General features: G+C 66.3%; 23 protein-coding genes and 3 rRNA genes. 14 read left to right on the top strand and 12 right to left on the bottom strand.

All coding sequences use genetic code 11. From position 1 onward, the window contains the following. Positions 1-45: 45 nt before the first annotated feature. On the top strand, positions 46-822 hold the full coding sequence (pstB, locus tag BN159_RS23515) for a phosphate ABC transporter ATP-binding protein PstB (protein ID WP_015659487.1): 777 nt from the start codon (positions 46-48) through the stop codon (positions 820-822). 157 nt (positions 823-979) lie between these two features. Here pstB and BN159_RS23510 read toward each other — a convergent pair whose 3' ends face one another. After that, the gene (locus BN159_RS23510) at positions 980-1978 is read right to left on the bottom strand and encodes an inorganic phosphate transporter (protein WP_015659486.1); all 999 of its coding nucleotides are present in this window, start codon (positions 1976-1978) and stop codon (positions 980-982) included. 8 nt (positions 1979-1986) lie between these two features. Then, positions 1987-2607: a DUF47 domain-containing protein gene (locus BN159_RS23505; RefSeq protein WP_015659485.1), complete on the bottom strand. Its 621-nt coding sequence runs from the start codon at positions 2605-2607 to the stop codon at positions 1987-1989. Positions 2608-2795: 188 nt separating this feature from the next. Between BN159_RS23505 and BN159_RS23500 the strand changes: the two genes are divergently transcribed. Then, positions 2796-3134, top strand: a complete 339-nt coding sequence (locus tag BN159_RS23500; RefSeq protein ID WP_015659484.1) for a metal-sensitive transcriptional regulator — start codon at positions 2796-2798, stop codon at positions 3132-3134. Positions 3135-3151: 17 nt separating this feature from the next. Here BN159_RS23500 and BN159_RS23495 read toward each other — a convergent pair whose 3' ends face one another. Further along, the gene (locus BN159_RS23495; RefSeq protein ID WP_015659483.1) at positions 3152-3361 is read right to left on the bottom strand and encodes a hypothetical protein; all 210 of its coding nucleotides are present in this window, start codon (positions 3359-3361) and stop codon (positions 3152-3154) included. 98 nt (positions 3362-3459) lie between these two features. Next, positions 3460-4290 carry a lipoprotein gene (locus BN159_RS23490; RefSeq protein WP_041819713.1) on the bottom strand — a complete coding sequence of 277 codons (831 nt, stop codon included), beginning with the start codon at positions 4288-4290 and terminating at the stop codon, positions 3460-3462. A gap of 505 nt (positions 4291-4795) precedes the next feature. Between BN159_RS23490 and BN159_RS23485 the strand changes: the two genes are divergently transcribed. Beyond that, positions 4796-6349 (top strand): FAD-binding oxidoreductase, encoded by a 1554-nt coding sequence (locus BN159_RS23485; RefSeq protein WP_015659481.1) that lies wholly within the window; start codon positions 4796-4798, stop codon positions 6347-6349. 23 nt (positions 6350-6372) lie between these two features. Here the strand turns inward: BN159_RS23485 and BN159_RS23480 are convergent, their stop codons facing one another. The 3 genes from BN159_RS23480 to BN159_RS23470 all read right to left on the bottom strand — a co-directional run bounded on the left by BN159_RS23480 (position 6373) and on the right by BN159_RS23470 (position 9252). Beyond that, positions 6373-7083: a phosphatase PAP2 family protein gene (locus tag BN159_RS23480; RefSeq protein ID WP_015659480.1), complete on the bottom strand. Its 711-nt coding sequence runs from the start codon at positions 7081-7083 to the stop codon at positions 6373-6375. A 214-nt stretch (positions 7084-7297) separates the two neighbouring features. Beyond that, complete coding sequence (locus BN159_RS23475; protein ID WP_408055046.1) at positions 7298-8242, bottom strand: C40 family peptidase; 945 nt, start codon at positions 8240-8242, stop codon at positions 7298-7300. A 152-nt stretch (positions 8243-8394) separates the two neighbouring features. Beyond that, positions 8395-9252 carry a hypothetical protein gene (locus BN159_RS23470; RefSeq protein ID WP_157901117.1) on the bottom strand — a complete coding sequence of 286 codons (858 nt, stop codon included), beginning with the start codon at positions 9250-9252 and terminating at the stop codon, positions 8395-8397. A 147-nt stretch (positions 9253-9399) separates the two neighbouring features. On the opposite strand from BN159_RS23470, the gene BN159_RS23465 reads away from it, so the two are divergent. After that, positions 9400-9717 (top strand): contact-dependent growth inhibition system immunity protein, encoded by a 318-nt coding sequence (locus BN159_RS23465; RefSeq protein ID WP_015659477.1) that lies wholly within the window; start codon positions 9400-9402, stop codon positions 9715-9717. Positions 9718-9831: 114 nt separating this feature from the next. After that, on the top strand, positions 9832-10185 hold the full coding sequence (locus tag BN159_RS23460; RefSeq protein WP_015659476.1) for a DUF1330 domain-containing protein: 354 nt from the start codon (positions 9832-9834) through the stop codon (positions 10183-10185). Positions 10186-10204: 19 nt separating this feature from the next. On the opposite strand, the gene BN159_RS23455 is transcribed toward BN159_RS23460, so the two are convergent. Further along, positions 10205-11119 (bottom strand): oxidoreductase, encoded by a 915-nt coding sequence (locus BN159_RS23455; protein WP_015659475.1) that lies wholly within the window; start codon positions 11117-11119, stop codon positions 10205-10207. A 91-nt stretch (positions 11120-11210) separates the two neighbouring features. Between BN159_RS23455 and BN159_RS23450 the strand changes: the two genes are divergently transcribed. The 7 genes from BN159_RS23450 to BN159_RS23420 all read left to right on the top strand — a co-directional run bounded on the left by BN159_RS23450 (position 11211) and on the right by BN159_RS23420 (position 19140). Continuing rightward, the gene (locus BN159_RS23450) at positions 11211-11813 is read left to right on the top strand and encodes a TetR/AcrR family transcriptional regulator (RefSeq protein WP_015659474.1); all 603 of its coding nucleotides are present in this window, start codon (positions 11211-11213) and stop codon (positions 11811-11813) included. Between the two features lie 291 nt (positions 11814-12104). Continuing rightward, positions 12105-12413, top strand: a complete 309-nt coding sequence (locus tag BN159_RS23445) for a hypothetical protein (protein ID WP_003991275.1) — start codon at positions 12105-12107, stop codon at positions 12411-12413. 165 nt (positions 12414-12578) lie between these two features. After that, entirely contained in the window at positions 12579-13385 is an 807-nt protein-coding gene (locus BN159_RS23440) for a hypothetical protein (RefSeq protein WP_015659473.1), read from the top strand. Beyond that, complete coding sequence (locus BN159_RS23435; RefSeq protein ID WP_015659472.1) at positions 13375-14706, top strand: hypothetical protein; 1332 nt, start codon at positions 13375-13377, stop codon at positions 14704-14706. Before BN159_RS23440 ends, BN159_RS23435 begins: the two co-directional genes overlap by 11 nt. Then, positions 14703-16262, top strand: coding sequence for an SCO6880 family protein (locus BN159_RS23430; RefSeq protein ID WP_015659471.1), 1560 nt, complete (start codon positions 14703-14705; stop codon positions 16260-16262). The genes BN159_RS23435 and BN159_RS23430 overlap by 4 nt, the downstream gene beginning before the upstream one ends. 6 nt (positions 16263-16268) lie before the next feature. After that, entirely contained in the window at positions 16269-17684 is a 1416-nt protein-coding gene (locus tag BN159_RS23425) for an ATP-binding protein (protein ID WP_015659470.1), read from the top strand. A gap of 13 nt (positions 17685-17697) precedes the next feature. Then, positions 17698-19140 (top strand): type IV secretory system conjugative DNA transfer family protein, encoded by a 1443-nt coding sequence (locus tag BN159_RS23420; protein ID WP_015659469.1) that lies wholly within the window; start codon positions 17698-17700, stop codon positions 19138-19140. 4 nt (positions 19141-19144) lie between these two features. Here the strand turns inward: BN159_RS23420 and BN159_RS23415 are convergent, their stop codons facing one another. Then, a complete protein-coding gene (locus tag BN159_RS23415) occupies positions 19145-19717 on the bottom strand; it encodes a GNAT family N-acetyltransferase (protein WP_015659468.1) in 573 nt (190 codons plus the stop codon). An 85-nt stretch (positions 19718-19802) separates the two neighbouring features. On the opposite strand from BN159_RS23415, the gene BN159_RS45825 reads away from it, so the two are divergent. Together BN159_RS45825 and BN159_RS47150 are read left to right on the top strand one after the other, a co-directional pair. Continuing rightward, the gene (locus tag BN159_RS45825; protein WP_015659467.1) at positions 19803-19964 is read left to right on the top strand and encodes a hypothetical protein; all 162 of its coding nucleotides are present in this window, start codon (positions 19803-19805) and stop codon (positions 19962-19964) included. Between the two features lie 61 nt (positions 19965-20025). Continuing rightward, a complete protein-coding gene (locus BN159_RS47150; RefSeq protein WP_015659466.1) occupies positions 20026-20628 on the top strand; it encodes a helix-turn-helix transcriptional regulator in 603 nt (200 codons plus the stop codon). 70 nt (positions 20629-20698) lie between these two features. On the opposite strand, the gene rrf is transcribed toward BN159_RS47150, so the two are convergent. The 3 genes from rrf to BN159_RS23395 all read right to left on the bottom strand — a co-directional run bounded on the left by rrf (position 20699) and on the right by BN159_RS23395 (position 25877). Beyond that, positions 20699-20815 (bottom strand): 5S ribosomal RNA (gene rrf, locus BN159_RS23405). 99 nt (positions 20816-20914) lie between these two features. Then, a 23S ribosomal RNA gene (locus tag BN159_RS23400) occupies positions 20915-24038 on the bottom strand. Between the two features lie 313 nt (positions 24039-24351). Next, positions 24352-25877: ribosomal RNA gene (locus BN159_RS23395) — 16S ribosomal RNA — on the bottom strand. Together the 16S, 23S and 5S rRNA genes form the textbook arrangement of a ribosomal RNA operon. Positions 25878-26127 lie beyond the last annotated feature (250 nt).

The raw sequence follows: 26127 nt of genomic DNA, 5'->3' as shown, positions 1-26127 counted from the left end.
TACAGCGACCGAACGCAGACTTTCCCGAAAGAAGCAGTGATATCCATGGCCAAGCGAATCGACGTAAGCGGCCTCAGCGCCTACTACGGCGCCTTCCGCGCCATCGACGACATCTCCATGACCGTCGAGCCCCGCTCGGTGACGGCCTTCATCGGCCCCTCCGGCTGCGGCAAGTCCACCTTCCTGCGGACCCTGAACCGCATGCACGAGGTCACCCCCGGCGGCCGCGTCGAGGGCAAGGTCATGCTCGACGACGAGAACCTGTACGGCGCCGGCGTCGACCCGGTGACCGTGCGGCGCGAGGTCGGCATGGTCTTCCAGCGCCCGAACCCGTTCCCGACGATGTCGGTGTACGACAACGTCGCGGCCGGCCTGAAGCTCAACGGCTCGTACAAGAAGTCCCAGCTCGACGACATCGTCGAGAAGTCCCTCAAGGGCGCCAACCTCTGGAACGAGGTCAAGGACCGGCTGAACAAGCCCGGCTCGGGCCTGTCCGGTGGTCAGCAGCAGCGTCTGTGCATCGCCCGCGCCATCGCGGTCGAGCCCAAGGTCCTGCTGATGGACGAGCCCTGCTCGGCCCTGGACCCGATCTCCACGCTGGCCATCGAGGACCTGATCGGCGAGCTGAAGGAACGGTTCACGATCGTCATCGTGACCCACAACATGCAGCAGGCCGCCCGTGTCTCGGACCGCACGGCCTTCTTCAACCTGGCGGCCGTGGGCCAGCCCGGCAAGCTGATCGAGATCGACGACACGGAGCGCATCTTCTCCAACCCGTCGGTCCAGGCCACCGAGGACTACATCTCCGGCCGCTTCGGCTGACAGACCCCTCGCGGTGCTGCATGGCGGTGCCACCGCGAGGTCGATAAAGGGCCCGCCCCCTGGGTTTCCAGGGGGCGGGCCCGTTTTCGTATGCAGTTGGGGCTATGGAAGGCGCCGTAACGTTTCTTCAGTACTCCGGCCGACAGCCCCGCTGTCCCTACAGGAAGGCGAGGTGCACGACCCCGAACGCCCCCGCCGCCACCAGCGCCGCGGCCGGCATGGTGATGAACCAGCCGAGAACGATGTTCTTGGCGACGCCCCACCTCACCGCGTTCAACCGCTTGGTGGCGCCGACGCCCATGATGGCGGAGGTGATGACATGGGTCGTGGAGATCGGCGCCTTGAACAGGAACGCCGTGGTGAACATGATCGACGCGCCGGTCGTCTCCGCCGCGAACCCCTGCGGCGGGTCCAGCTCGATGATCTTCCGCCCCAGCGTCCGCATGATCCGCCAGCCACCGGCGTACGTGCCGAGCGACAGCATCACGGCGCAGACGATCTTCACCCAGACCGGGATTGGATCGCCGTAGTCCTCGACATCGGCGATGACCAGCGCCATCACCACGATGCCCATGGTCTTCTGCGCGTCCTGAAGACCATGCCCGAGCGCCATACCGGCCGCGGAGACGGTCTGCGCGATCCGGAACCCACGCTTGGCCTTGTGCGGATTGGCCCGCCGGAACATCCACAGGATCGCGGTCATCACCAGATAACCGGCGAGCATGCCCACGATCGGCGAGACGAACATGGGGATGACGACCTTCTCCAGCACCCCGTCCCAGTACACGGTGGTACCGCCCGCGAGCGCGGCCCCCACCATGCCGCCGAAGAGCGCGTGCGAGGACGACGAGGGCAGCCCGAAGTACCAGGTGATGAGGTTCCAGGTAATGGCCCCGACGAGAGCGGCGAAGAGGATCCCCATCCCCTTCGACCCCTCGGGCGTCTGGATCAGCCCCTCACTGACGGTCTTGGCAACGCCGGATCCCAGGAAGGCACCGGCGAGGTTCATCACGGCGGCCATCGCCAGCGCCGCGCGAGGCGTGAGCGCCCGGGTCGAAACGGAGGTGGCGATCGCGTTCGCCGAGTCGTGGAAGCCGTTGGTGTACGTGAAGAAGAGCGCGACCGCGATGGTCACGACCAGAGCGAAGGTGTCCATGGACGCGCTCAGGACTCCTTCACGGCGATCGTCTCCACCGTGTTCGCCACGTGCTCGAACGCGTCGGCCGCTTCCTCCAGGACATCCACGATCTGCTTGAGCTTGAGGACCTCGATGGCGTCGTACTTGCCGTTGAAGAGGTGCGCGAGCAGCTTGCGGTGGATCTGGTCGGCCTGGTTCTCCAGCCGGTTGACCTCGATCCAGTACTCGGTGAGGTTGTCCATCGTGCGCAGATTGGGCATGGCCTCGGCGGTCAGCTCAGCGGCGCGGGCCAGAACCTCGATCTGCTGCTCGACGCCCTTGGGCAGTTCCTCCACGTTGTAGAGGACTACCAGGTCGACGGCCTCCTCCATGAAGTCCATGATGTCGTCGAGGGACGACGCGAGGGAGTAGATGTCCTCGCGGTCGAAGGGCGTGATGAACGAGGAGTTCAACTGGTGGAAGATCGCGTGCGTGGCATCGTCACCGGCATGTTCCGCGGCCCGCATACGCTCTGCGATCTCGGCCCGGCCGGCGGTGTCCGCCCCGAGCAGTTCCATGAGGAGTTTCGAGCCCGTGACGATGTTGTCCGCGGACGCGGCGAACATGTCGTAGAAGCTCGTCTCCCTGGGGGTCAGACGAAAGCGCACGTGGGGTCCTCGGGGTGCTTCGGTTTCGGTCAGGCTGATGCTAGGCGCATCATCCGGCCACGGCTAATGGGCCGTCCCCCAGTGTCGCCCATCGGGCACAGTGATCAGCACGGGGGCGTACCAAGGGCCCTATACCCAGCAAAGTTCGGTACGATATACCCAGTAGGGGTATATGTCTGGAGGACGCGATGACGACGACCGAGGCCGGCACCACGGCGCCCTCCGAGCATGGGCACGATCACGCCACGCACGGCTATCACAAGCAGAAGGACGAACACCTCAAGCGGCTGCGCCGGATCGAGGGCCAGATCCGGGGCCTTCAGCGGATGGTGGACGAGGACGTCTACTGCATCGACATACTCACGCAGGTGTCGGCGTCGACGAAGGCGCTCCAGTCCTTCGCCCTCCAGCTCCTGGAGGAGCACCTGCGCCACTGCGTCGCGGACGCGGCGGTGAAGGGCGGCGACGAGATCGAGGCGAAGGTGGAAGAGGCGACGAAGGCGATCGCGAGGCTGCTGCGGACCTGAGACGCGGGGGCAGTGGATCAGGCCGAAATTGATCGGGCGACGGAGCCGGGACCGTCGGCGTTGCTGACGTCCCGCTCCTCCCCCACCCTGAGCACCTCGTCGATGCTCTCCATGCTCAGCCGCTCCTCGGCGGCCGAGGCCGCGATGATCAGTTCACCGCACAGCTCGATCTCGGCGAGGGCCACGTGGTCCTGAACTGCCGTACCGCCGACCGGAGCCACGCGCATCACCTCTTCTCTGCCGTCACCGACTTCCTAGAGTAGGGAGCGGCCTACACACCGCGCATGGCACGGACGGGCTAGTCCTTGACGACCGTCGAGGATCCTCACTCCTCCGCGATACGCCCGGCGAAGATGTCGTCGCGGTCCGGAAGCCGTACGTCCACGTCGACGCCGAAGTCGAACAGCAAGGTGGTGGAGGCAACAGCGACGGGCCCGTCCTGCTGCCCGTTGACGAAGCTGAACCGATGCCGCACCTTGCGAATCCGCCCCTCGTCATCCAGATAGACGTCGAACGGAACCCGAGAGGTGGCGAACCCTTTCGCCGCGGCCGCAAGCGAGTCCCGGGACCCGTCGGAGGCATGCCGAGCGGCCCGCCGCAGGTCAGCGGTCCCGCGATAGTGCCGTACGTCGACACCCGCCACCTGCTCCTCCCCCACGAAGCTGACGTCCTCGGCCCCGAGGAGCAGCTCGGCGGCGGCATAGGGATCGGTGGCACCACCGGTGACGAGATTCCCGTCAGCCATGGACTCGGTCTCGACCCGCACCCATTTGTCCGCAGGCACACCGGCCCCCCGGTTCTTCATGAAGAGCGCACCGGGCGCAAGCAGCTCAGTGATGGGCCGATGCGGAGAATCCCCCGACGGATCCTGAGGCAGGAGCACCTTGAGCCGCCCCACCTGCTTGCGGAAGTCGTAGACCCCCTCCCCCCGAATGGTGACGCGGGTCCCGCCGGCGGCCATCTCCATGGAGGTATGGGCCTTGGAGGAACGAGCCCGAACCAGCTCGGCAGCGGCACCCCTGACCACCGCACTCCCCTCCCCACCATGGACGCCCTCTGCCTGGACGGGCTGCCCACACCCACTCACCACCCCCACACACGCCACAACCCCGACGGCGACAACCGCCCCCCTCCGCCTGTACTGCCGCTCCGCCATCGCCTGCCTACCCCCCAGCCGGTACGTCCGTCACGGTGGCCCCCATCGCTCCCCTTAACGACGACTGGCCACCCCCGTAACGCCCGCCCCCACCCGTAGAAACCCTTTACCGCTCCTTCGGTACGGTTGCTTACGTGGCACACGACCAGGTCCCACCCGCACCCCCGTCCTCCACCTCCCACCGCACAGCCACGACCGAGCAGGGCCCTTTCTGCACAGCCCACTGCACCTGCGGCTGGCGAGGCCCGGCAAGAAGAGCAAGAAGCCAGGCACGACGAGACGCAGAAGCCCACACGGAGGGCTGAGACGAGACCGCAGCCAGCACTTCCAGCCCGTCCGGCGTTTGAGGACGAGGCCCGTTCAGGGCCGACAGCGGGGGTCTGGGGGCGCAGCCCCCAGGGATGGGAATGGGTAGGGGCGGCGGGGGCGAAAAAGGTCCGGGGGTTCCCATGGAACCCACACCGCCACCACCCCGTCTCGTTCCACGTAACCCACGGGAGGCGAGATGGAACGGCGTACCTTCATGGCCGGCGGCGCAGCCGTGCTCACGGCAGCCACGACCGGCGCCTGCACGGGAGCCAAGGACAGGGGCGGTGCGAGCGCCACCGGCTCCGCCTCTCAGCCGCCCCTCCGCACCACCGCCGCTTCCGCCTCAGCCAACTGGTCCGCCCTCGCCCAAGACCTGGACGGCCCCCTCATCCGCCCCGGCGACACCGCCTGGCCCAGCGCGCACCAGCTCTACAACACCCGCTTCGACACCCTGAAGCCCACAGCCGTCGCCTACGTGGCCCACCCCGAGGACATCCGCACCACCCTCGCCTACGCCCGCGCCCACAACCTCCGCGTGGCGATCCGCAACGGCGGCCACTCCTACGCCGGCTGGTCCTCCGGCAACAACCGCCTGATCATCGACGTCTCCAAGCTCAACCGCGTCCGCACGGCCTCCGGCACAGCCGTGATCGGCGCGGGCGCCAAACTCATCGACGTCTACCGGGCACTCGCCGCAAAGGGCGCCACCATCCCCGCCGGCTCCTGCCCCACGGTGGGCGTCTCCGGCCTGACCCTCGGCGGCGGCCACGGCGTCGTGTCCAGGGCCTACGGCCTGACCTGCGACAGCCTCACCCGAGCCACGATCATCACAGCGGACGGCAAGCAACTCACCGCGGACGCCACGAGGAACAAGGACCTGTTCTGGGCCCTGCGAGGCGCAGGCAACGGCAACTTCGGCATCGTCACGGAACTCCAGTTCAAGACCCACCCGGCCCCCCAGGCCGTAACGGCGTACATGTCCTGGCCCTGGTCGAAGGCCGCCGCCGTACTGAAGGCATGGCAGGAATGGGGACCGACCCAGCCCGACGAGATCTGGTCGTCGTTCCACCTCGCGAACGCGACCGGCGGCACCCCCACCGTCTCCGTCGCCGCCTTCTCCCTCGGCACCTACGGCGAACTCCAGAACGCCGTGGACCGCCTGGCCGACCGCATCGGGGCCTCCGCCACCAGCGTCTCGCTCCGCCGCCGCTCCTACGAGGAGTCGATGGAGCTGTACGCGGGCTGCTCCTCCTTCACCACGGACGCCCAGTGCCACCTCCCCGGCACCACCCCGGGCCGCAACCCACAGGGCGCCCTGAACCGCGAGACGTACGCCGCGAAGTCGGACTTCTTCGACCGCTCGATCTCCTCGGCGGGCATCCAGACCCTGCTCACCAAGATGAAGTCGGTCCGCGGCGGCTCCGGCAGCATCGCCCTCACGGCACTGGGCGGCGCCGTCAACCGCGTAGACCCGACGGCGACGGCGTTCGTCCACCGCCGCTCCCGCATGCTGGCCCAGTACATCGCCGCCTGGCAGGCGGGCACGAGCGGCACCACGGCCCAGTCCTGGCTGACCGAGGCCCACACGGCGATGAAGCCGTACGCATCAGGAGCGGCCTACCAGAACTACACGGACCCCACCCTGAAGGACTGGCGCAAGGCGTACTACGGCGACGCGGCGACCCGCCTGACGCAACTGAAGAAGCAGTACGACCCGAAGGGTTTCTTCACGTTCCCGCAGTCACTGTGAGAACCCCGGCCCACCGGAACGGCTCAGGCCGCCAGGTCCCGCTCCTCCGCCCCGGCATTCTCCGTGCGCGCCCCGGGAACGACGGCGCCCTGCCCGTCGTTCGACGCCCCCTTCCGCGACCGGATCAACCACCCGCCCCGCGGCGACCGCTCCACGGCCTTCATGACAGGTGTCAGCAGTGCCGAGGCAACGGGCGAGAGCAGCAAGGTGACGGCGGTACCGAGCGCGAACCCGCCAACGACATCGGTCGGATAGTGCACACCCATGTAGATACGGCAGAAACCTTCAAGCAGTGCCAGCCCAATCCCCACCAGGCCGAACTTCCGGTTGGCGACGAAGAGCCCGACGCCCATGGCCATGGTGATCGTCGCGTGATCGCTCACGAAGGAGAAGTCGGTCTTGCCGGAGACCAGGACTTCGAGACCTTGATGGTCGAGGAAGGGACGGGGCCGCTCGACAAAGCCCCGTATGGGCACATTCACGAGCACGGCGAGAGCGGCGGCAAGAGGCGCCCACACCAACGCGGCTACGGAAGAGGCGGCATCCTCCCCACCCTTCCGCCGCACGGACGACCAGCACCACACCACGACCAGCACCATGGCGATGAGCAGCCCGTACTCACCGACGAACTCCACGACCCGGTCGAACCACCCGGGCGCGTCCTTGGCCAGGCCATTGATGTCGTACAGCAGCTCGACGTCGGGGTTCGACCCGGATGCGGCGAGTCCAGCCATGATGCTGCGGCCCCTTCGTCGTCTCTCTCCGGCACGCCAATCTCGCGCGCCGCTGTGCCACCCCCGTGGTCGTAGATCCGCGCTCGGCTACGTCAGTACGTCAACAGGAACGCACGGCCCCTGTTGATACGTTCCACACTCCACGGAATGATCACTCAGACGTTATCGAAGAGAGATACATCGCCGCAGCTCAGGGGGTAGGTTCACGAAGCCTCTAAACCTCGGTGGGGAGCGCTTTCGCGCCATCTTCGGTGACCCGGGTGGCCCCGAAGTAGTCGGGGGTGTCGATCGGGTCGAACCGGATCACAGCACCCGTTCTCGGTGCGTCGATCATGTACCCGCCACCCACATAAATCCCCACATGCCGGATGGCCCGCGAGTTGGTGAGGTCGTCGGAGAAGAACACCAGATCCCCGGGAAGCAGCTCGTCCCTGGCCGGATGGGGCCCAGCGTTGTACTGATCATTGGCAACGCGCGGCAACGACACCCCGACGCTGTCATACGCAGCCTTGGTCAACCCGGAACAGTCGAACCGCCCCCCGTCCTCAGCGGTGCCGTCCCCACCCCACAGATACAAGGTCCCGAGCTTCTTCTGCGCGTAGGCAATGGCCCCGGCGGCCTGCTCCGAGGGATCGACCCGCCCGACGGGCGCGGCGAAGCTCTCCTCCAGCGTCGTGATCGTCTTCACGTAGTTCCGGGTCTCGCTGTACGGCGGCACCCCTCCGTACTTGATGACCGCGTACGCCCCGGCGTTGTAGGCGGCGAGCATGTTCTTCGTGGCGTCGCCGGGCACGTCCTTGACGTAGGAGGCGAGTTCGCAGTCGTAGGACGCGGCGGACGGAATGGCATCCTGCGGATCCCAGACGTCCCGGTCCCCGTCACCGTCGCCGTCGATGCCGTGCGTGGCCCAGGTGCCGGGGATGAACTGCGCTATCCCCTGCGCGGCCGCCGGACTCTGGGCCTTGGGATTGAAGCCGCTCTCCTGATAGAGCTGGGCGGCGAGCAGCGCGGGATTGATGGCGGGGCAGAGGTTGCCCCACTTCTGCACAAGCGTCTGATACGCGGCGGGCACCGCCCCCTTGGCCAACGCCTTGGCGCCGCCACCGACCCCGTTGGCCAGATTCCCGGCAACGACGTAAACCCCCACGACGAGCAGCATCACGAAGCTGAGCCCCGCCGCGACAGCGGCACCCGCCACGATCCACGCCTTACTCACCGTCAACCGCCCCTCATCCACCGGGAGTCCGCCCGCGCCAGTCTAGGAGCTTCCCACGCGGAACCGGGCGCAACCAGGACGGCTATGACGCCGGATCAGATGGTGGTCGGCAGTCGCCGCAGGGCGACGGTCCAGGTGTGGATGGTGAACTGCGTGGGTTCGTCGGGAAGGGGCTCCCCAACCCGAACCATCACCCGCTCGCCGGTGCGCCGCAACGACCGCATGGTGAGCGGACCGAAGTCCGTCGCGACTCCGTCGAGTTCGACGAGCGCACGACTGCTCAGGCCGCGGTCGACGGCCTGAAGTCGGGTGCCGTCCAGGACGAGGATCGTGCCGTCGCTCAGGACGAGCGGCTCGGGCGGCTGCGGATCGGAGAGGGGCGGCCCGGGTTGCACGACGCCACCGGGGAGCAGGCGGACCACACGACCCTTGGTCGGGCGGATCCGGTCGGCCTCGACGACCCGCACACCGGTGCCGACGACGTAGTGGCCGTACGAGCGCCAGGCGTCGGTGCGGTTGCCGTCCCGGTCGTACTCCCAGGTGTCGAAGCAGTCGTAGCCCTCCAGCCCGAGCAGGAAGCGCCCACCGCCGCGCGCGGCACCGCGTTCGCCCCGGAGTTCGGCGATCAGACGGCCGTCGGCGAGGTCGAGCAGCAGGGCCGGCCCGAGGATGCCCCAGGCGGTGTACTCCAGGGAGTCCGTGGTCACCAGGACCCGGTCACCGGAGAGATGGACGGCATTGGGACGGCCCGCGCAGCGCTGGGTCCAGCGGGTGCGCCCGGTGTCGTCGACGCTGGTCACCGAACCGACTGCGGTTTCGACACGCAGCCCGTCACGCCGCGCCGACACCTCCTGCACGGGCCACGGCCACGGCCCCACCAACCGCTCCCGCTCCACCACCTCGGCCCACCACCCGGCGACCGCTCGCCCCTGCCCCACCTCGCGTCGCGGCATGGCGGCGAGCATAGCCGTGGGCGGCAGAGGCGACTTCGGCGATCACGCGCTGCGCGCCCTGGCAGGGATGCGTGGAGGGGGTGGTGACGCTGGTTCAAATCCCGGCCAGGCTTGCGGGGTACATGACAGGCAATTGCGAATCGACTGTTGAACTCACAGAACGCCTGGGAATGGAACGAGCGGTTTCTTGCCCTGAGTCAGCTGCTGGGTGCCTATTTCTGTCAGGACTTCCCTGACTGGTACGGCAGTTGGGAGGAGGCCATCGATGACTATCTCGGCGACATGGACGGAGAGGAAGCCGGGCGCGCTGCCGAGGAGATCACTCAGATCCTTGCCATCGTCACCTCGGACCAGGAGCTCAAGCAGGCGACACACATCCTGGGGCTCGAACTCCTTCCCCCCAGAGGCATGACACTGCGACGGTGGCTTGAGGGCATGCGCCATCGGATCTCGTCTGCGATGTAGACGCCGTATGCCCCATTACCTGGCAGGTCATCGACCCCGGGCAGGCCCGCTGACACGATCGTTGATGTAAGGAGCCCGTACGCACCGGCTGCGCCGACACGGAAGGACCCCGCCATGACCGCCTACGCCATAGCCCACCTGCGCGAGATCACCCCGCACGTCGAGATCGCCGAGTACATCGAGCGCATCGGCGCCACCTTCGAGCCGTACGGCGGTCGTTTCCTGGTGCACGGCGTGAGGGAGCAGGAGACGGTGGAGGGCTGCTGGCCCGGTGATGTGGTGATGATCGAGTTTCCTGGGATTGCCGAGGCTCGGGAGTGGTGGGACTCGCCCGCCTATCGGGACATCGCTCCGCTCCGGTCACGGCACATCACCGGCGACATCATCCTTGTCCAGGGGGTCGCCGAGGACTACGACCCGGCCACCACCGCACAGGCGCTCCGGGACGGCCTGGACGGCGACGCCTAGCAGGACCGTTCATGACCCTTCAGGCCACCTGAACCTCCAACGGGCACCGCACCCCCGTAAGTTCCTCCGACACCGCCCAGAGTCGCCGCGCCACCGCCGGGTCGCTCGCCGCCCGCGACCGGCTCACCAGCGTGGGGCCGCCGCGCCACTCGCCCCAGCCGTCCGGGCCGACATAGCTGGCGCCGGGCAGGTCCTGGGTGGCGGCGTACAGGGTCGGCAGGCACCCCGCGCGGTCGGACTGGGCCGCGAAGCGGTTGGAGAGGCGCATCCCGAACCGGGCCACCGGGCTGGCGGCGTGGCTCTGGAGGTTGGTGGCCGAGTAGCCGGGGTGGGCGGCCAGGGCGCACGCGCGCGAGCCGGAGTTCGTCAGACGGCGCTGGAGTTCCAGCGTGAAGAGCAGGTTCGCCAGTTTGGACTGGCCGTACGCGCGGCGCGGGTCGTAGTTCGCGTCCATGTTGAGGTCGTCGAAGTGGATCGTGCCGTCGCCCCAGCGGTGGGCGGCGGAGGAGACGGTGACGACGCGGCCGGTGATGTGCGGCAGGAGCAGGTTCGTCAGGGCGAAGTGCCCGAGGTGGTTCGTGCCGAACTGCATCTCGAAGCCATCCTTGGTCCGCTGCTTCGGAAGCATCATCACGCCCGCGTTGTTGATCAGCAGATCCAGCGGGCTGCCCTCCCAGCCGGCCGCGAACTCCCGCACGGAAGCCAGATCGGCCAGGTCGAGCCGCCGTACCTCCGTACTGCCGTTCACCGTCGCGGCAGCGGCCCGGCCGCGCTCCGGATCCCGTACGGCGAAGACGACATGCGCGCCCGCGCGGGCCAGCGCGTCGGCGGCGGTGAGCCCGATGCCGCTGTTGGCACCGGTGACGACGGCCGTACGGCCATGCAGATCGGGGAGATCGGTCGCGGTCCACTGCTGCTGCTTCGTCTCGGTCATGTCTCCCGAATGTAGGCGTCGCCAACAATGCTGTCAATGACAACAATGATGGCAGCGCCAACAAAGTGGTCAGAGTCAACATCAAGCTACGATGGTGCGCATGCCCGAGACCCGCCCCTACCACCACGGAGACCTGCGCACCGCCCTGCTCACGGCAGCGGAACGCACCCTGCGGGAGAAGGGCACCGCCTCCCTCTCGCTCCGCGAACTCGCCCGCGAGGTCGGCGTCAGCCACGCCGCCCCCGGCCGGCACTTCAAGGACAAGCAGGCCCTGCTGAACGCCCTGGCGCTGACCGGGTTCGAGCGGCTCGCCCGCGTCCTGGCGGCGGCCGAGGACCCCGCGCTCCCCCTGGAGCCCCGGCTCACCGCCCTCGCCCGCGCCTACCTCGGCTTCGCCATCGACAACGCCGAGCTGCTGGAACTGATGTACGCCCGCAAGCACGAGCCCGACGCCTCCGAGCAGATGGCCGTCGCCGTCGAGCAGACGATCGGGAGCCTGGACCGGATCCTGGCGGACGCCCAGCGCCGCGGCGAGATCATCGAGGGCGACCCCGAGCAGCTCAACCTCGTCACGGGCGCCACACTCCACGGCGTCGCCGACTTCATCTCCGCCGGCTGGCTGACCCCGGAAGCGGCCCTGGCCGGCGTCGACGGTCTGGTCCACGTCCTGCTGCACGGCCTGAAGCCCCGCTGACCGTCGGCGACTTCGACCACCGCCGAGGGCGTAGCCTTCACCCGGGGAACACGTGCCCGTAAGAGGGGTCAACGACGGAACCACACACAGGTTCCGCTCTCACTTCGTTGCCCGGCGTGACCAGCCGTGATACACAGAGTGACGATACGACTCAAGACAAGGCGTTCGTACGAAACCCGCCAATCAATGACGCCAAGTCGACATACGCCGGCGCCATTGTCGGCGACAATGAGGCCTGACCTCTGCGCCACGACAGAGGAGTGGAACTACCCAACAGGGGCGGTGACTTACATGCTCTTTGCGGCCGATAAGGGAGACATCAACACCATCATCGGCGGGATCGCTCCGGACTGGGGCCCCTTCGGCAGCCTGGGCAACGAGGCCAAGGTGATGATCGAGGTGGTGATGGCCGTCGCCATCCTGCTCTGCCTCGGGATCGCCATCTGGGGCGCCGCCAAGCAGCGCATCGGCGCGACCGCGCTGCGCGACACGTTCAGCGCGGAACAGGGCAAGGGTCTCATCATCGCGGGCCTGACCGGCGTCTTCATCATCGGATCGCTCGGCACGCTCTTCACCATCGTGTACGGCATGGCCGTGTAGCCGCGCCCGGTCCGGTCCCCGTCCCTTCCACCCGCCCGTCGTGCCCACCGGCTGAGGTTGCGTTTCCCTGATGTCGAGTCACCACACCGCGCCCGCGCGGGAACCAGCACGGCTACCGTCGTACTTCAACGGCTTCCGGTACGACGGTGAAGGGGCGTACGCGGTATGAGTCTCGGCGACCAGCACGAGCCCTCCGGCGGCTACGGAGGCACGGGCCATACCCGGACACGGCTACCGGAGGGCAGCGGCGACACCTACGGCGGCGCCCGGCGCCCCACCCGCTCCTCTTCCCGAAGCCTGATCACGGTGGTCGGCGTGGTCGTCCTCCTCATCGCGGCAATCGCCTTTGCGAACCGTGGGGGAGACGATTCATCACCCGACGACACGGCTGCCGACAAGCCCCAGACTTCGTCCACCGCACCGAGCGGAGAGCGGCCTGTGGGGGCGGGGTACGCGAGAGATGAACAGGGGGCGCAGAGCGCGGCGGCGAACTATGCGGTGACGCTGGTCTCGGCGGACATGCTCAAGCCGGCCCGGCGTTCCGAGATCGTGCGGCAGGTCTTTCTGGCGGAGAAGCAGGGCGAGTTGGAGGACAAGTTCAACGCCGCGTACTCCGAGGAATTCCTGAGCAACCTCGGTCTCGACGAGAACGGCAACGCCACGGGCAGCAACACCTACGTCTCGCGCACGATGCCGATCGGTACCAAGGTCACGACCTACTCGGACTCTGCCGCGACCGTCGAGGTCTGGTGCACGGGAGTTTTCGGCACCGCCGGAGAGGGCTCCACCGACCCGGTCAGCAGCGACTGGTTCACCATGACGCTCAAGCTGCGCTGGGCCGACGACTGGAAGGTCGAAAGCTTCGCCCAGAAGGACGGGCCTTCACCCGTGCCCGGGGACAACAAGGCGTCCAGCGCCGACGAGATGGCCAAGGCCGTCGAGGAGTACGGAGGCTTCACCTATGCCCGGTAGCCCGCGCCGCGTGCTCAAGGTCGCCGCCGCCCTCACCGCCGTACAGACCACGGCCGTGCTGCTGGCCACGCGTGCTGCCGCCGCGCCCACGCCTTCTCCGACCCCGTCGGAGGACAACTGTGACCTCATCGTCGGCCCCGCCAAGGACTACTGCGAAAGCGGCAACAACGGCGGCGGATCCGGATCCCGAGGCGGCACCCTCGACCCCACCTCCACCCTCGACCCCCTCTCCTCCCTCGCCAAGGGCTGCGCAGACGCCGCCTCCTGGACCGTCGACAAGCTCAGTGAAGCCGTGAAGGACACGGCGAACGTCGACTTCACTAACCCCAAGTTCCTTCAGCAGTACGCGGTCGTGTTCGCGGCGTCCACGATCCTCACCCTCCTGCTGTGGCTGCTGGCCGTGGCCAAGCGAGCCGTCAGAGGGGTCCCCCTCACCACCGCCATCAGCGAAGCCATCGGGTTCCTCTGGCTCACCGTGCTCGCGTCCGCCTTCACGCCCCTCATCCTCTACACCGTCGTATCGGCAACCGACGGTGTCTCAGAAGTGCTCGCCAAGACCACCGGTGACCAGACGGACGCCTTCTTCGGCACTTTCTCCGGCGCCCTGGAGAAGGGCGAGGACATCGGCGGCGGACCGATCATGCTGATCGTCGTGTCGCTGGTCTCCATCCTCGCCGCCGGGGTCCTCTGGCTGGAGCTCGTCATCCGAGCCGCCCTGCTCTACGTCGGCGCCCTCCTCGGCACCGTCGTCTACGCGGGCCTGGTCGACAAGAACCTGTGGGGACACGTCCGCCGCTGGGCGGGCATCATGATCGCCGTCATTCTCGTGAAACCGGTCATTGTCATCGTCCTCGGGCTCGCCGGCGCGCTCTCCGCCGACGACGGTCCGGACGCCTTCTCCGCCGTCGTCTCCGGCCTCGCCATCATCCTGCTCGCCATCTTCGCGTCCGCGATGATCTACCGCTTCGTCCCCGGCTTCGGCGACGAGATCGCCGGCTCCCGCAACAACCGCATCATGCAGGGCGCCGAAGGCAAGGCCGCCGCCGTCATCAGCTCCCCCGCGACCCTCGTCGCCCAGGGCATCAAGACCCACAGCTCCCGCGCCGACAACAACGGCGGCCAGAGCGCCAGTGCACCCCGCCCCGCCAACCAGGCGGCCGGCGGAGTCGCCGCGCACAGCTCCCGCACCTCGAACGGAGGCGGCGGATCTGTCCCCTCCGCCGCACCCGGGCCCCGGTCAGGCACCAGCCCGGTGAACACGCCCCACGCCAGCAACACCCGCAACAGCAGTACCAACCGCACGGGAGGTGAAGGGCGTTGACGACCGAGTCCCACGTGTCCCATGCGGTCACGCCCCGCCGTACATATCTGATCGGCCGCGCCCGGCCGAACGCGATCGTCGGCCGGAATCGTGAGACCGGCGAGATCGCGCTGATCATCGGCGGCGCGTTCCTCGGCATGATGTGCGGGCTCCTCGTCCCCGTCCTGTCCCTGCGCATCGTGCTGCTGATGGGCTTCCCCATGCTGGCGCTGGCCGCGGTCTACGTGCCGTACAAGCGCCGCACGTTCTACAAGTGGTTCGAGATCAACCGCAGCTTCAAGCGCACCCTGCGCTCGGGCACCGTCTACCGCTCGGCGGCGATGGAGGCGGGCACCCGGATCGACGGGCGCGAGATCGAGGTCGGGCCGCCGCCCGGGATCGGCCGGATCACCTGGCTCGCCGCCCCGTTCGGCCCCGACGAGATCGCCGTACTGCTGCACGCGGACCGCCGTACCGTCACCGCCGCCATCGAGATCGAGGGCCCGGGCGTAGGACTGCGGGACTCCGAGGACCAGGAAGCGCTCGTCGACCGGTTCGGCACGCTGCTCAAGCACGTGGCCAACGGCGACGGGTTCGTCACCCGAATCCAGATGCTCGCCCGTACCCTCCCGGCCGACCCGGACGCCCACGCCAAGGACGTCGCCGTACGCGGGGACGACAAGGCGCTGGGCTGGCTCCAGCAGTCGTACGACCAGCTTCAGTCGATGGTGTCGACCAGCAGCGAGCAGCACCGGGCGTATCTCGTCGCGTGCATGCACTACAACCGCGAACTGGCCGCCGAGGGCCACGCCATGGCGCGGGCCGCGCGTCCGCAGCAGGGCCGGAAGGTCGACAAGGACGCCGGGCTCGCCGTGGTCATGGCCCGTGAGCTGACGGACATCTGCTCACGGCTCCAGGAGGCCGACATCCGGGTGCGGCAGCCGCTCGGTCAGGGGCGGCTGGCCTCACTCATCCATTCCATGTACGACCCGGACCATCCGATCGACCACATCCAGGCGATGACGAAACGTAATGCCTGGCCGGCCGAGCTGGACGCCATGGAGCCCACCTACCTCCAGGCCAAGACCCGGGAGTCGTCCACGCGCGCGCCCTGGTGCCATGCCACGGCCTGGGTGAAGGAATGGCCGATGACGCCCGTCGGCGTCAACTTCCTGGCCCCCCTGCTGGTCCACACCCCGGACGTCATCCGCACGGTCGCCGTCACGATGGACCTCGAACCCACCGAGATCGCCATCGAGCGAATGCTCACGGAGAAGACCAACGACGAGGCCGAGGCCTCCCGCGCCGCCAAGATGAACCGGACCGTCGACCCCCGTGACATCGCCGCCCACAACCGTCTCGACCAGCGCGGCGAGGACCTGGCCAGCGGTGCCGCCGGCGTGAACCTCGTCGGCTGGATCACCGTCTCCTCCCGCTCCCCGGAGTCCCTGGCCCGCGACAAGCGGACCATCCGGGCGTCGGCCGGGAAGTCGTACCTGAAGCTGGAGTGGTGCGACCGCGAGCACCACCGCGCCTTCGTGAACACGCTCCCGTTCGCCACCGGCATTCGAAGGTAGGGCCGCATGCGGGATCCGATGTCCATCCTCACCGACGCCTTCACCTCGTTCCTCTTCGGCAAGGTCGAGACGACCCGGCTGCCGGTACGGACGTCCACCGGACAGGCTCAGGCCGTCTACCTCCCTACGGCCGCGCCCGGCCTCGGCGACTCGGGCGTGATCATCGGCCGTGAGGTGTACAGCGGCAAGGGCTACATCTACGACCCCTTCCAGCTCTACGGCCAGCAGCTCCCCGCCCCGCACTGGCTCGTCCTCGGCGAGTCCGGCAACGGCAAGTCGGCGCTGGAGAAGACGTACGTCCTCAGGCAACTGCGCTTCCGCGACCGACAGGTCGTCGTGCTGGACGCGCAGGGCGAGGACGGGGTGGGTGAATGGAACCTCATCGCGGAGGAGCTGGGGATAACTCCCATCCGGCTCGACCCGACGGCCGCCCTGGACCACGGCATCCGGCTCAACCCGCTGGACCCGTCGATCACCACCACCGGGCAGCTCGCCCTGCTCCGGACCATCATCGAGGTCGCCATGGGCCATGGCCTCGACGAACGCTCGGGCTTCGCGCTCAAGGTCGCGCACGCCTACGTCAACGAGACCATCGTCGAACGCCAGCCGGTCCTCACCGACATCGTCGAACAGCTACGGCATCCCGAGCCGGAGTCGGCCGAGGCGATGAACGTCGACATAGACGATGTACGGGCCTGGGGACTCGACGTCGCCCTGGTCCTGGACCGGCTCGTGGACGGTGACCTGCGGGGCATGTTCGACGGCCCTACCACCGTCGGCATCGACCTCGACGCGCCCCTCATCGTCTTCGACCTCTCCCACATCGACCGCAACTCCATCGCCATGCCGATCCTGATGGCGATCGTCGGCGTATGGCTGGAGCACACCTGGATCCGCCCCGACCGGAAGAAGCGCATCTTCCTGGTCGAGGAGGCCTGGCACATCATCAACAGCCCCTTCGTGGCCCAGCTGTTCCAGCGGCTGCTGAAGTTCGGGCGGCGGCTCGGCCTGTCGTTCGTGGCGGTCGTGCACCATCTGTCCGACGTGGTGGACGGGGCGGCGGCCAAGGAGGCTGCGGCCATCCTGAAGATGGCGTCGACCAGGACGATCTACGCCCAGAAGGCCGACGAGGCCAGGGCGACGGGCCGGGTGCTCGGCCTGCCCAGGTGGGCCGTGGAGATCATTCCCACGCTCACGCCCGGCATCGCCGTCTGGGACGTCAACGGCAACGTCCAGGTGGTCAAACACCTGGTCACCGAGACCGAGCGGCCGCTGGTCTTCACCGACCGCGCGATGACCGAGTCCTCCGCCGACGCCGAGCTCACGGACGACGCCTTGCGCGCCGCCGAGCTGGAGGCGGAGGAGCGGGCGGCGGCCTTCGTGGAACAGCACCTCGGGGACTCCGAGTCGACGGTGGCGTAAAGGGGGCGGATCGGTGCGTGCGGACGACCGGCGTCAGGAGACGGGCGGCATCCCCGACGGGCTGCTGGTCGGCATACTCGCCTTCCTGCTCGGCATGACCCTGCTGGTGTGGACGGCGACGGGCCTGGCGGGGCTCCTCTCGCACGGCTCCTGGCCGTCGGGCGTCACCTTCACCCGTACGCCCCTGGCGCTGCGGTATCTGTTCGGCGCCCCGCACGACCTCCCCGGCGCCTGGCCGGAGACACCCGCGGCGGAACTCTCCGGGTACGGGCTGTTCTGGGGGCTGTTCATCGGGCAGTTGATGGTGCTGATCGTGCTGACCGTGTTCGTGATGGGCACGCTGGCACGGTGGCGGGCGGTACGGGCACGGCGGCGGGAGGAGCTGCGGGCGGCACCGCCGGAGCCGGCACCGGTCGCTCACGAGGTGCCTACGCCGCGGGCGCCGGTGCAGGTGACGCGTGAACCGGCGGGGGAGGGACCGGCGGCACCCGTACTCGAAGCCACCGAGCCGCCGAACCCCTGGGAGTCCACCCGCGCCCCGGTCGTCTACGGCCCCAAGGACACCCGGCACACCACCGCCACCCAAGCCGTACGTGACGCCGACGGCCCCGCCCTCGTCATCACCTCCAACCCGGCCGTCTGGCAGGACACCAAGGACGCCCGAGCCAAACTGGGCCCGGTCCACCTCTACGACCCCACCCACCTCTGCGACACCCCGTCCCGCCTCCACTGGTCGCCCACCACGGGCTGCGAGGACAAGCAGACGGCGGCGGCGAGAGCGGCCGCGCTGCTGGCCCCCGTCCGCCCCACCGCGAAGATCGACCAGGCCGTCGCCGACGTAGCCGAAACGCTCCTGCGCAGCGCCCTGCACGCCGCCGCCATAGACGGCCGTACCATCCGCCACGTCCACCGCTGGTCCCAGGGCACCCAGCTCCAGGACGCCGTACGCATCCTGCGGACCAGCCCCAAGGCCGCCCCCGGTGCGGCGGGCGAGCTCGAGGCCGCGCTCACCGCGCACCCGGAACGCCGGGACATGGCCCAGCAGTTGACGACCCGTGCGCTGTCCGCCCTGTTCACGGTGAACATCCGCGAGGCATGCACTCCCAACCGAACTGATGCGCTCGCCCTGGATTCCTTCGTGAACGAAGGGGGCACGCTCTATGTGGTCGGGGAGTCCATTGAGGATCCTCGCACCAACCCGGGCGCGATGCCGCTGCTCACGGCCCTGGCCGCAAGCGTGGTCGAGCGCGGCCGGCGCATGGCCGAACGGTCATCCTCCGGTCGCCTCGACCCACCACTCGCGCTCGTCCTGGACGACGTCGCCGCCGTGGCCCCGCTCCCCCAACTCCCCGAGCTGCTGGCCAACGGCAATGCCCGCGGCCTGCCGACGCTGGCCCTGCTCCGCTCCCGGGAGCAGGCGCGGGCGCGCTGGCCGCACGACGAACTACCGGTCTGACCTCCTACCGGTCTGAGCCCTTCTCCATGACGAACTCGTGCTCCAGCGCCCCTGGTTGGCTCTCCAGCGGCACCGTCACCCCGCTCGGCGCGAACCCCATCCGCCGGTAGAAGGCCTGCGCCCGCCCGTTCTCCTCGTGCACGATCAGCCGCACCCGCTCGAGCCCCTGCCGCCAGGACCACTCCAGCGCCTCGTCGAAGAGCAGCTCGGTCAGCCCGCACCCGCGGTGCTCGGGCCGCATGAACACCCCCACGAGATGCCCCTGCCGCCGCTCCACCGGGAACCCGGCCCAGTCGGTCGTCCCCGCCTCCTCCACCAGCACGGTCAGCGACCCGACCCAGGCCCCGTCCGGCCCCTCGGCCACGATCTGCTGTGCCTGGTCGGCCCCCTCCGCGGCCCTCTCGGTCCGCTCCTTCCAGTAGGAGTCCGGCCGGGCCACCGCGTTCTCGTACGTCTCCAGAAAGGCGATCGACGCCGCCGGATCCCGCAGCGCGGCCAGCCGCAGCTCCCGCACGGCCGGCCACTCATCGGCCCGTACGGACCGGACGACGTACCGCTCCCCATTGCTCACGCTCATGGCCGCCACCGTAATACCCAGGTACTACGCCCCTCACCTAATATCCGCCCCCGCCCGACGACGACCGCGCGCGGCGACGACCACGATGAACCCCATAGCCGGAGATCCCGTCACCCTGTACACCCAGCGCGTCATCGCCCGGGTACGCGCCTTCGACCGCCGTCACCCCCTGGCCTGGGACCTCCCCCTGACCACTGCCATCGTCATCGCCGCCGTGGTCGACTACACGCGCGGCGGCTGGCAGTAACCTCCCCGGCTGGCTGATCCTGGCCCTGTCCCTGGGCTTCTCGGTACCGGTCCTGCTGACCATGATCCCGACGGCCATCGTCAACTCGGCGACCGGCGCCCTGCTCCAGGCCTCGCACCTCCTGCTCATCGCCCTGTTCAACGCGGCCCTGCGCGTCCCCGTGCGCACCCCGTTGTGGCTCTACGCCCTGCTCCTCACGCCGTTCATGGTGGCCGCCGCCCGCTACCCCGCCGAACAGGGCCCGGAACAGACCCTCGTCCCGGCCACCATGAGCCTGGCGCTGGCCGCGATGTTCGGGATCGTGGTCCACGCCCGCCAGGACCATCTCGCCTCCCTGGTCGAACGCGACCAGCAGGCCCGCCTGGCCACAACCTCTCCGTCATCACCGGCCTCGCGGACGGCGGGCGCTGCGCGGCGGCCAAATCCCCGGAACGCACCACGCAAGCCCTCAACCTTCATAGCCACCACAAGCCGCCAGGCCCTCACCGAACGGGAACGCGAGATCCTCACGGTCATCGGCATGGGCTGGACGAACACGGAGATAGCCGAACGCCTGCACCTCGCCGAGTCGACAGTGAAGACGCATGTGGGTCGAGTGCTGGCGAAGACGGGCTCCAGGGACCGGATCCAGGCGGTGATTCTGGCCTATGAACGGGGCTGGTAAAGCCGTCCTGAAAATGGCCCCTAAACGCAGAAAACCCCGCACCGAAAGGTGCGGGGTTTTCTCACAATTTGTTCGGCGGCGTCCTACTCTCCCACAGGGTCCCCCCTGCAGTACCATCGGCGCTGTAAGGCTTAGCTTCCGGGTTCGGAATGTAACCGGGCGTTTCCCTCACGCTATGACCACCGAAACACTATGAAACTGTCGAACAATGCCGCACCGCATGAAGCCATATGGCCATACGGGGCCGTTCGTGGTTTCAGAACCAACACAGTGGACGCGAGCAACTGAGGACAAGCCCTCGGCCTATTAGTACCGGTCACCTCCACACGTTACCGTGCTTCCAGATCCGGCCTATCAACCCAGTCGTCTACTGGGAGCCTTACCCCATCAAGTGGGTGGGAATACTCATCTCGAAGCAGGCTTCCCGCTTAGATGCTTTCAGCGGTTATCCCTCCCGAACGTAGCCAACCAGCCATGCCCTTGGCAGAACAACTGGCACACCAGAGGTTCGTCCGTCCCGGTCCTCTCGTACTAGGGACAGCCCTTCTCAATATTCCTGCGCGCGCAGCGGATAGGGACCGAACTGTCTCACGACGTTCTAAACCCAGCTCGCGTACCGCTTTAATGGGCGAACAGCCCAACCCTTGGGACCGACTCCAGCCCCAGGATGCGACGAGCCGACATCGAGGTGCCAAACCATCCCGTCGATATGGACTCTTGGGGAAGATCAGCCTGTTATCCCCGGGGTACCTTTTATCCGTTGAGCGACGGCGCTTCCACAAGCCACCGCCGGATCACTAGTCCCGACTTTCGTCCCTGCTCGACCCGTCGGTCTCACAGTCAAGCTCCCTTGTGCACTTACACTCAACACCTGATTGCCAACCAGGCTGAGGGAACCTTTGGGCGCCTCCGTTACTCTTTAGGAGGCAACCGCCCCAGTTAAACTACCCATCAGACACTGTCCCTGATCCGGATCACGGACCCAGGTTAGACATCCAGCACGACCAGACTGGTATTTCAACGACGACTCCACAACCACTGGCGTGGCCGCTTCAAAGTCTCCCAGCTATCCTACACAAGCCGAACCGAACACCAATATCAAACTGTAGTAAAGGTCCCGGGGTCTTTCCGTCCTGCTGCGCGAAACGAGCATCTTTACTCGTAGTGCAATTTCACCGGGCCTATGGTTGAGACAGTCGAGAAGTCGTTACGCCATTCGTGCAGGTCGGAACTTACCCGACAAGGAATTTCGCTACCTTAGGATGGTTATAGTTACCACCGCCGTTTACTGGCGCTTAAGTTCTCAGCTTCGCCATGACGAATCATGACTAACCGGTCCCCTTAACGTTCCAGCACCGGGCAGGCGTCAGTCCGTATACATCGCCTTACGGCTTCGCACGGACCTGTGTTTTTAGTAAACAGTCGCTTCTCGCTGGTCTCTGCGGCCACCCCCAGCTCGAGGAGCAAGTCCTCTCACCAGGTGTGGCCCCCCTTCTCCCGAAGTTACGGGGGCATTTTGCCGAGTTCCTTAACCATAGTTCACCCGAACGCCTCGGTATTCTCTACCTGACCACCTGAGTCGGTTTAGGGTACGGGCCGCCATGAAACTCGCTAGAGGCTTTTCTCGACAGCATAGGATCATCCACTTCACCACAATCGGCTCGGCATCAGGTCTCAGCCACAAGTGCGACGGATTTGCCTATCGCACGGCCTACACCCTTACCCCGGGACAACCACCGCCCGGGATGGACTACCTTCCTGCGTCACCCCATCACTCACCTACTACCAGCTCGGGTCACCGGCTCCACCACTCCCACCCACAGCAAAGCTGAGGGCAGGCGGCTTCACGGGCTTAGCATCACTGGATTCGATGTTTGACGCTTCACAGCGGGTACCGGAATATCAACCGGTTATCCATCGACTACGCCTGTCGGCCTCGCCTTAGGTCCCGACTTACCCTGGGCAGATCAGCTTGACCCAGGAACCCTTAGTCAATCGGCGCAAACGTTTCTCACGTTTGTATCGCTACTCATGCCTGCATTCTCACTCGTCAACCGTCCACGACTACCTTCCGGTGCCGCTTCACCCGGCAGACGACGCTCCCCTACCCATCACAGCGGGCGTTGGCCCTATATGCTGCAATGACACGACTTCGGCGGTACGCTTGAGCCCCGCTACATTGTCGGCGCGGAATCACTAGACCAGTGAGCTATTACGCACTCTTTCAAGGGTGGCTGCTTCTAAGCCAACCTCCTGGTTGTCTCTGCGACTCCACATCCTTTCCCACTTAGCGTACGCTTAGGGGCCTTAGTCGATGCTCTGGGCTGTTTCCCTCTCGACCATGGAGCTTATCCCCCACAGTCTCACTGCCGCGCTCTCACTTACCGGCATTCGGAGTTTGGCTAAGGTCAGTAACCCGGTAGGGCCCATCGCCTATCCAGTGCTCTACCTCCGGCAAGAAACACACGACGCTGCACCTAAATGCATTTCGGGGAGAACCAGCTATCACGGAGTTTGATTGGCCTTTCACCCCTAACCACAGGTCATCCCCCAGGTTTTCAACCCTGGTGGGTTCGGTCCTCCACGAAGTCTTACCTCCGCTTCAACCTGCCCATGGCTAGATCACTCCGCTTCGGGTCTTGAGCGCGCTACTATATCGCCCTGTTCGGACTCGCTTTCGCTACGGCTTCCCCACACGGGTTAACCTCGCAACACACCGCAAACTCGCAGGCTCATTCTTCAAAAGGCACGCAGTCACGACTTGCAAGCAAGCTTGCAAGCGACGCTCCCACGGCTTGTAGGCACACGGTTTCAGGTACTATTTCACTCCGCTCCCGCGGTACTTTTCACCATTCCCTCACGGTACTATCCGCTATCGGTCACCAGGGAATATTTAGGCTTAGCGGGTGGTCCCGCCAGATTCACACGGGATTTCTCGGGCCCCGTGCTACTTGGGTGTCTCTCAAACGAGCCGCTGACGTTTCGACTACGGGGGTCTTACCCTCTACGCCGGACCTTTCGCATGTCCTTCGCCTACATCAACGGTTTCTGACTCGTCTCACAGCCGGCAGACTGTGAAAGAGAGATCCCACAACCCCCACGACGCAACCCCTGCCGGGTCTCACACGTCGTAGGTTTGGCCTCATCCGGTTTCGCTCGCCACTACTCCCGGAATCACGGTTGTTTTCTCTTCCTGCGGGTACTGAGATGTTTCACTTCCCCGCGTTCCCTCCACTTGCCCTATGTGTTCAGGCAAGGGTGACAGCCCATGACGACTGCCGGGTTTCCCCATTCGGAAACCCCCGGATCAAAGCCTGGTTGACGACTCCCCGGGGACTATCGTGGCCTCCCACGTCCTTCATCGGTTCCTGGTGCCAAGGCATCCACCGTGCGCCCTTAAAAACTTGGCCACAGATGCTCGCGTCCACTGTGCAGTTCTCAAACAACGACCAGCCACCCATCACCCCGAACCCTCACGGATTCGAGTGCACTGGGGCCGGCATCCGAAGACAGACCTTACGGCCGTGCCCTCAGACACCCAACAGCGTGCCCGACACGATCAGCCGACCAGATCAGCGTTCCACGCCCCGAAGAGCAGTACTAGCGCCTGGTCCGTCCTGGACCTGCCGAATAATCAACGTTCCACCCATGAGCAACCAGCACCGGACATTCGCCGATGTACTGGCCTCTGACCAACCGGAGTTGGTGAGAAGTGCTCCTTAGAAAGGAGGTGATCCAGCCGCACCTTCCGGTACGGCTACCTTGTTACGACTTCGTCCCAATCGCCAGTCCCACCTTCGACAGCTCCCTCCCACAAGGGGTTGGGCCACCGGCTTCGGGTGTTACCGACTTTCGTGACGTGACGGGCGGTGTGTACAAGGCCCGGGAACGTATTCACCGCAGCAATGCTGATCTGCGATTACTAGCAACTCCAACTTCATGGGGTCGAGTTGCAGACCCCAATCCGAACTGAGACCGACTTTTTGAGATTCGCTCCACCTTGCGGTATCGCAGCTCATTGTATCGGCCATTGTAGCACGTGTGCAGCCCAAGACATAAGGGGCATGATGACTTGACGTCGTCCCCACCTTCCTCCGAGTTGACCCCGGCGGTCTCCTGTGAGTCCCCATCACCCCGAAGGGCATGCTGGCAACACAGAACAAGGGTTGCGCTCGTTGCGGGACTTAACCCAACATCTCACGACACGAGCTGACGACAGCCATGCACCACCTGTACACCGACCACAAGGGGGGCACCATCTCTGATGCTTTCCGGTGTATGTCAAGCCTTGGTAAGGTTCTTCGCGTTGCGTCGAATTAAGCCACATGCTCCGCTGCTTGTGCGGGCCCCCGTCAATTCCTTTGAGTTTTAGCCTTGCGGCCGTACTCCCCAGGCGGGGAACTTAATGCGTTAGCTGCGGCACCGACGACGTGGAATGTCGCCAACACCTAGTTCCCACCGTTTACGGCGTGGACTACCAGGGTATCTAATCCTGTTCGCTCCCCACGCTTTCGCTCCTCAGCGTCAGTAATGGCCCAGAGATCCGCCTTCGCCACCGGTGTTCCTCCTGATATCTGCGCATTTCACCGCTACACCAGGAATTCCGATCTCCCCTACCACACTCTAGCTAGCCCGTATCGAATGCAGACTCGGGGTTAAGCCCCGAGCTTTCACACCCGACGTGACAAGCCGCCTACGAGCTCTTTACGCCCAATAATTCCGGACAACGCTTGCGCCCTACGTATTACCGCGGCTGCTGGCACGTAGTTAGCCGGCGCTTCTTCTGCAGGTACCGTCACTTTCGCTTCTTCCCTGCTGAAAGAGGTTTACAACCCGAAGGCCGTCATCCCTCACGCGGCGTCGCTGCATCAGGCTTTCGCCCATTGTGCAATATTCCCCACTGCTGCCTCCCGTAGGAGTCTGGGCCGTGTCTCAGTCCCAGTGTGGCCGGTCGCCCTCTCAGGCCGGCTACCCGTCGTCGCCTTGGTGAGCCATTACCTCACCAACAAGCTGATAGGCCGCGGGCTCATCCTTCACCGCCGGAGCTTTCGACCCCCACCCATGCGAGTGGGAGTGATATCCGGTATTAGACCCCGTTTCCAGGGCTTGTCCCAGAGTGAAGGGCAGATTGCCCACGTGTTACTCACCCGTTCGCCACTAATCCACCCCGAAGGGCTTCATCGTTCGACTTGCATGTGTTAAGCACGCCGCCAGCGTTCGTCCTGAGCCAGGATCAAACTCTCCGTGAATGTTTACCGGTAATCCGGTGCAACACCACGAGAGCGGTGCGAGAGGAGGAATAATCCCCTCGCACACAGCGTCCTCGCTGTGTTATTTCAAAGGAACCTCGTCCTCCCGAACGGGAGAGACGGGTTATCAACATATCTGGCGTTGATTTTTGGCACGCTGTTGAGTTCTCAAGGAACGGTCGCTTCCTTTGTACTCACCCTCTCGGGCTTTCCTCCGGGCTTCCCTTCGGTCTTGCGTTTCCGACTCTAT

Origin of the sequence: Streptomyces davaonensis JCM 4913 (assembly GCF_000349325.1) — a bacterium.
GTDB lineage: Bacteria > Actinomycetota > Actinomycetes > Streptomycetales > Streptomycetaceae > Streptomyces > Streptomyces davaonensis.
Note: the sequence above shows the minus strand (reverse complement) of the source record. Positions and strands in the feature narration are given on the sequence as shown.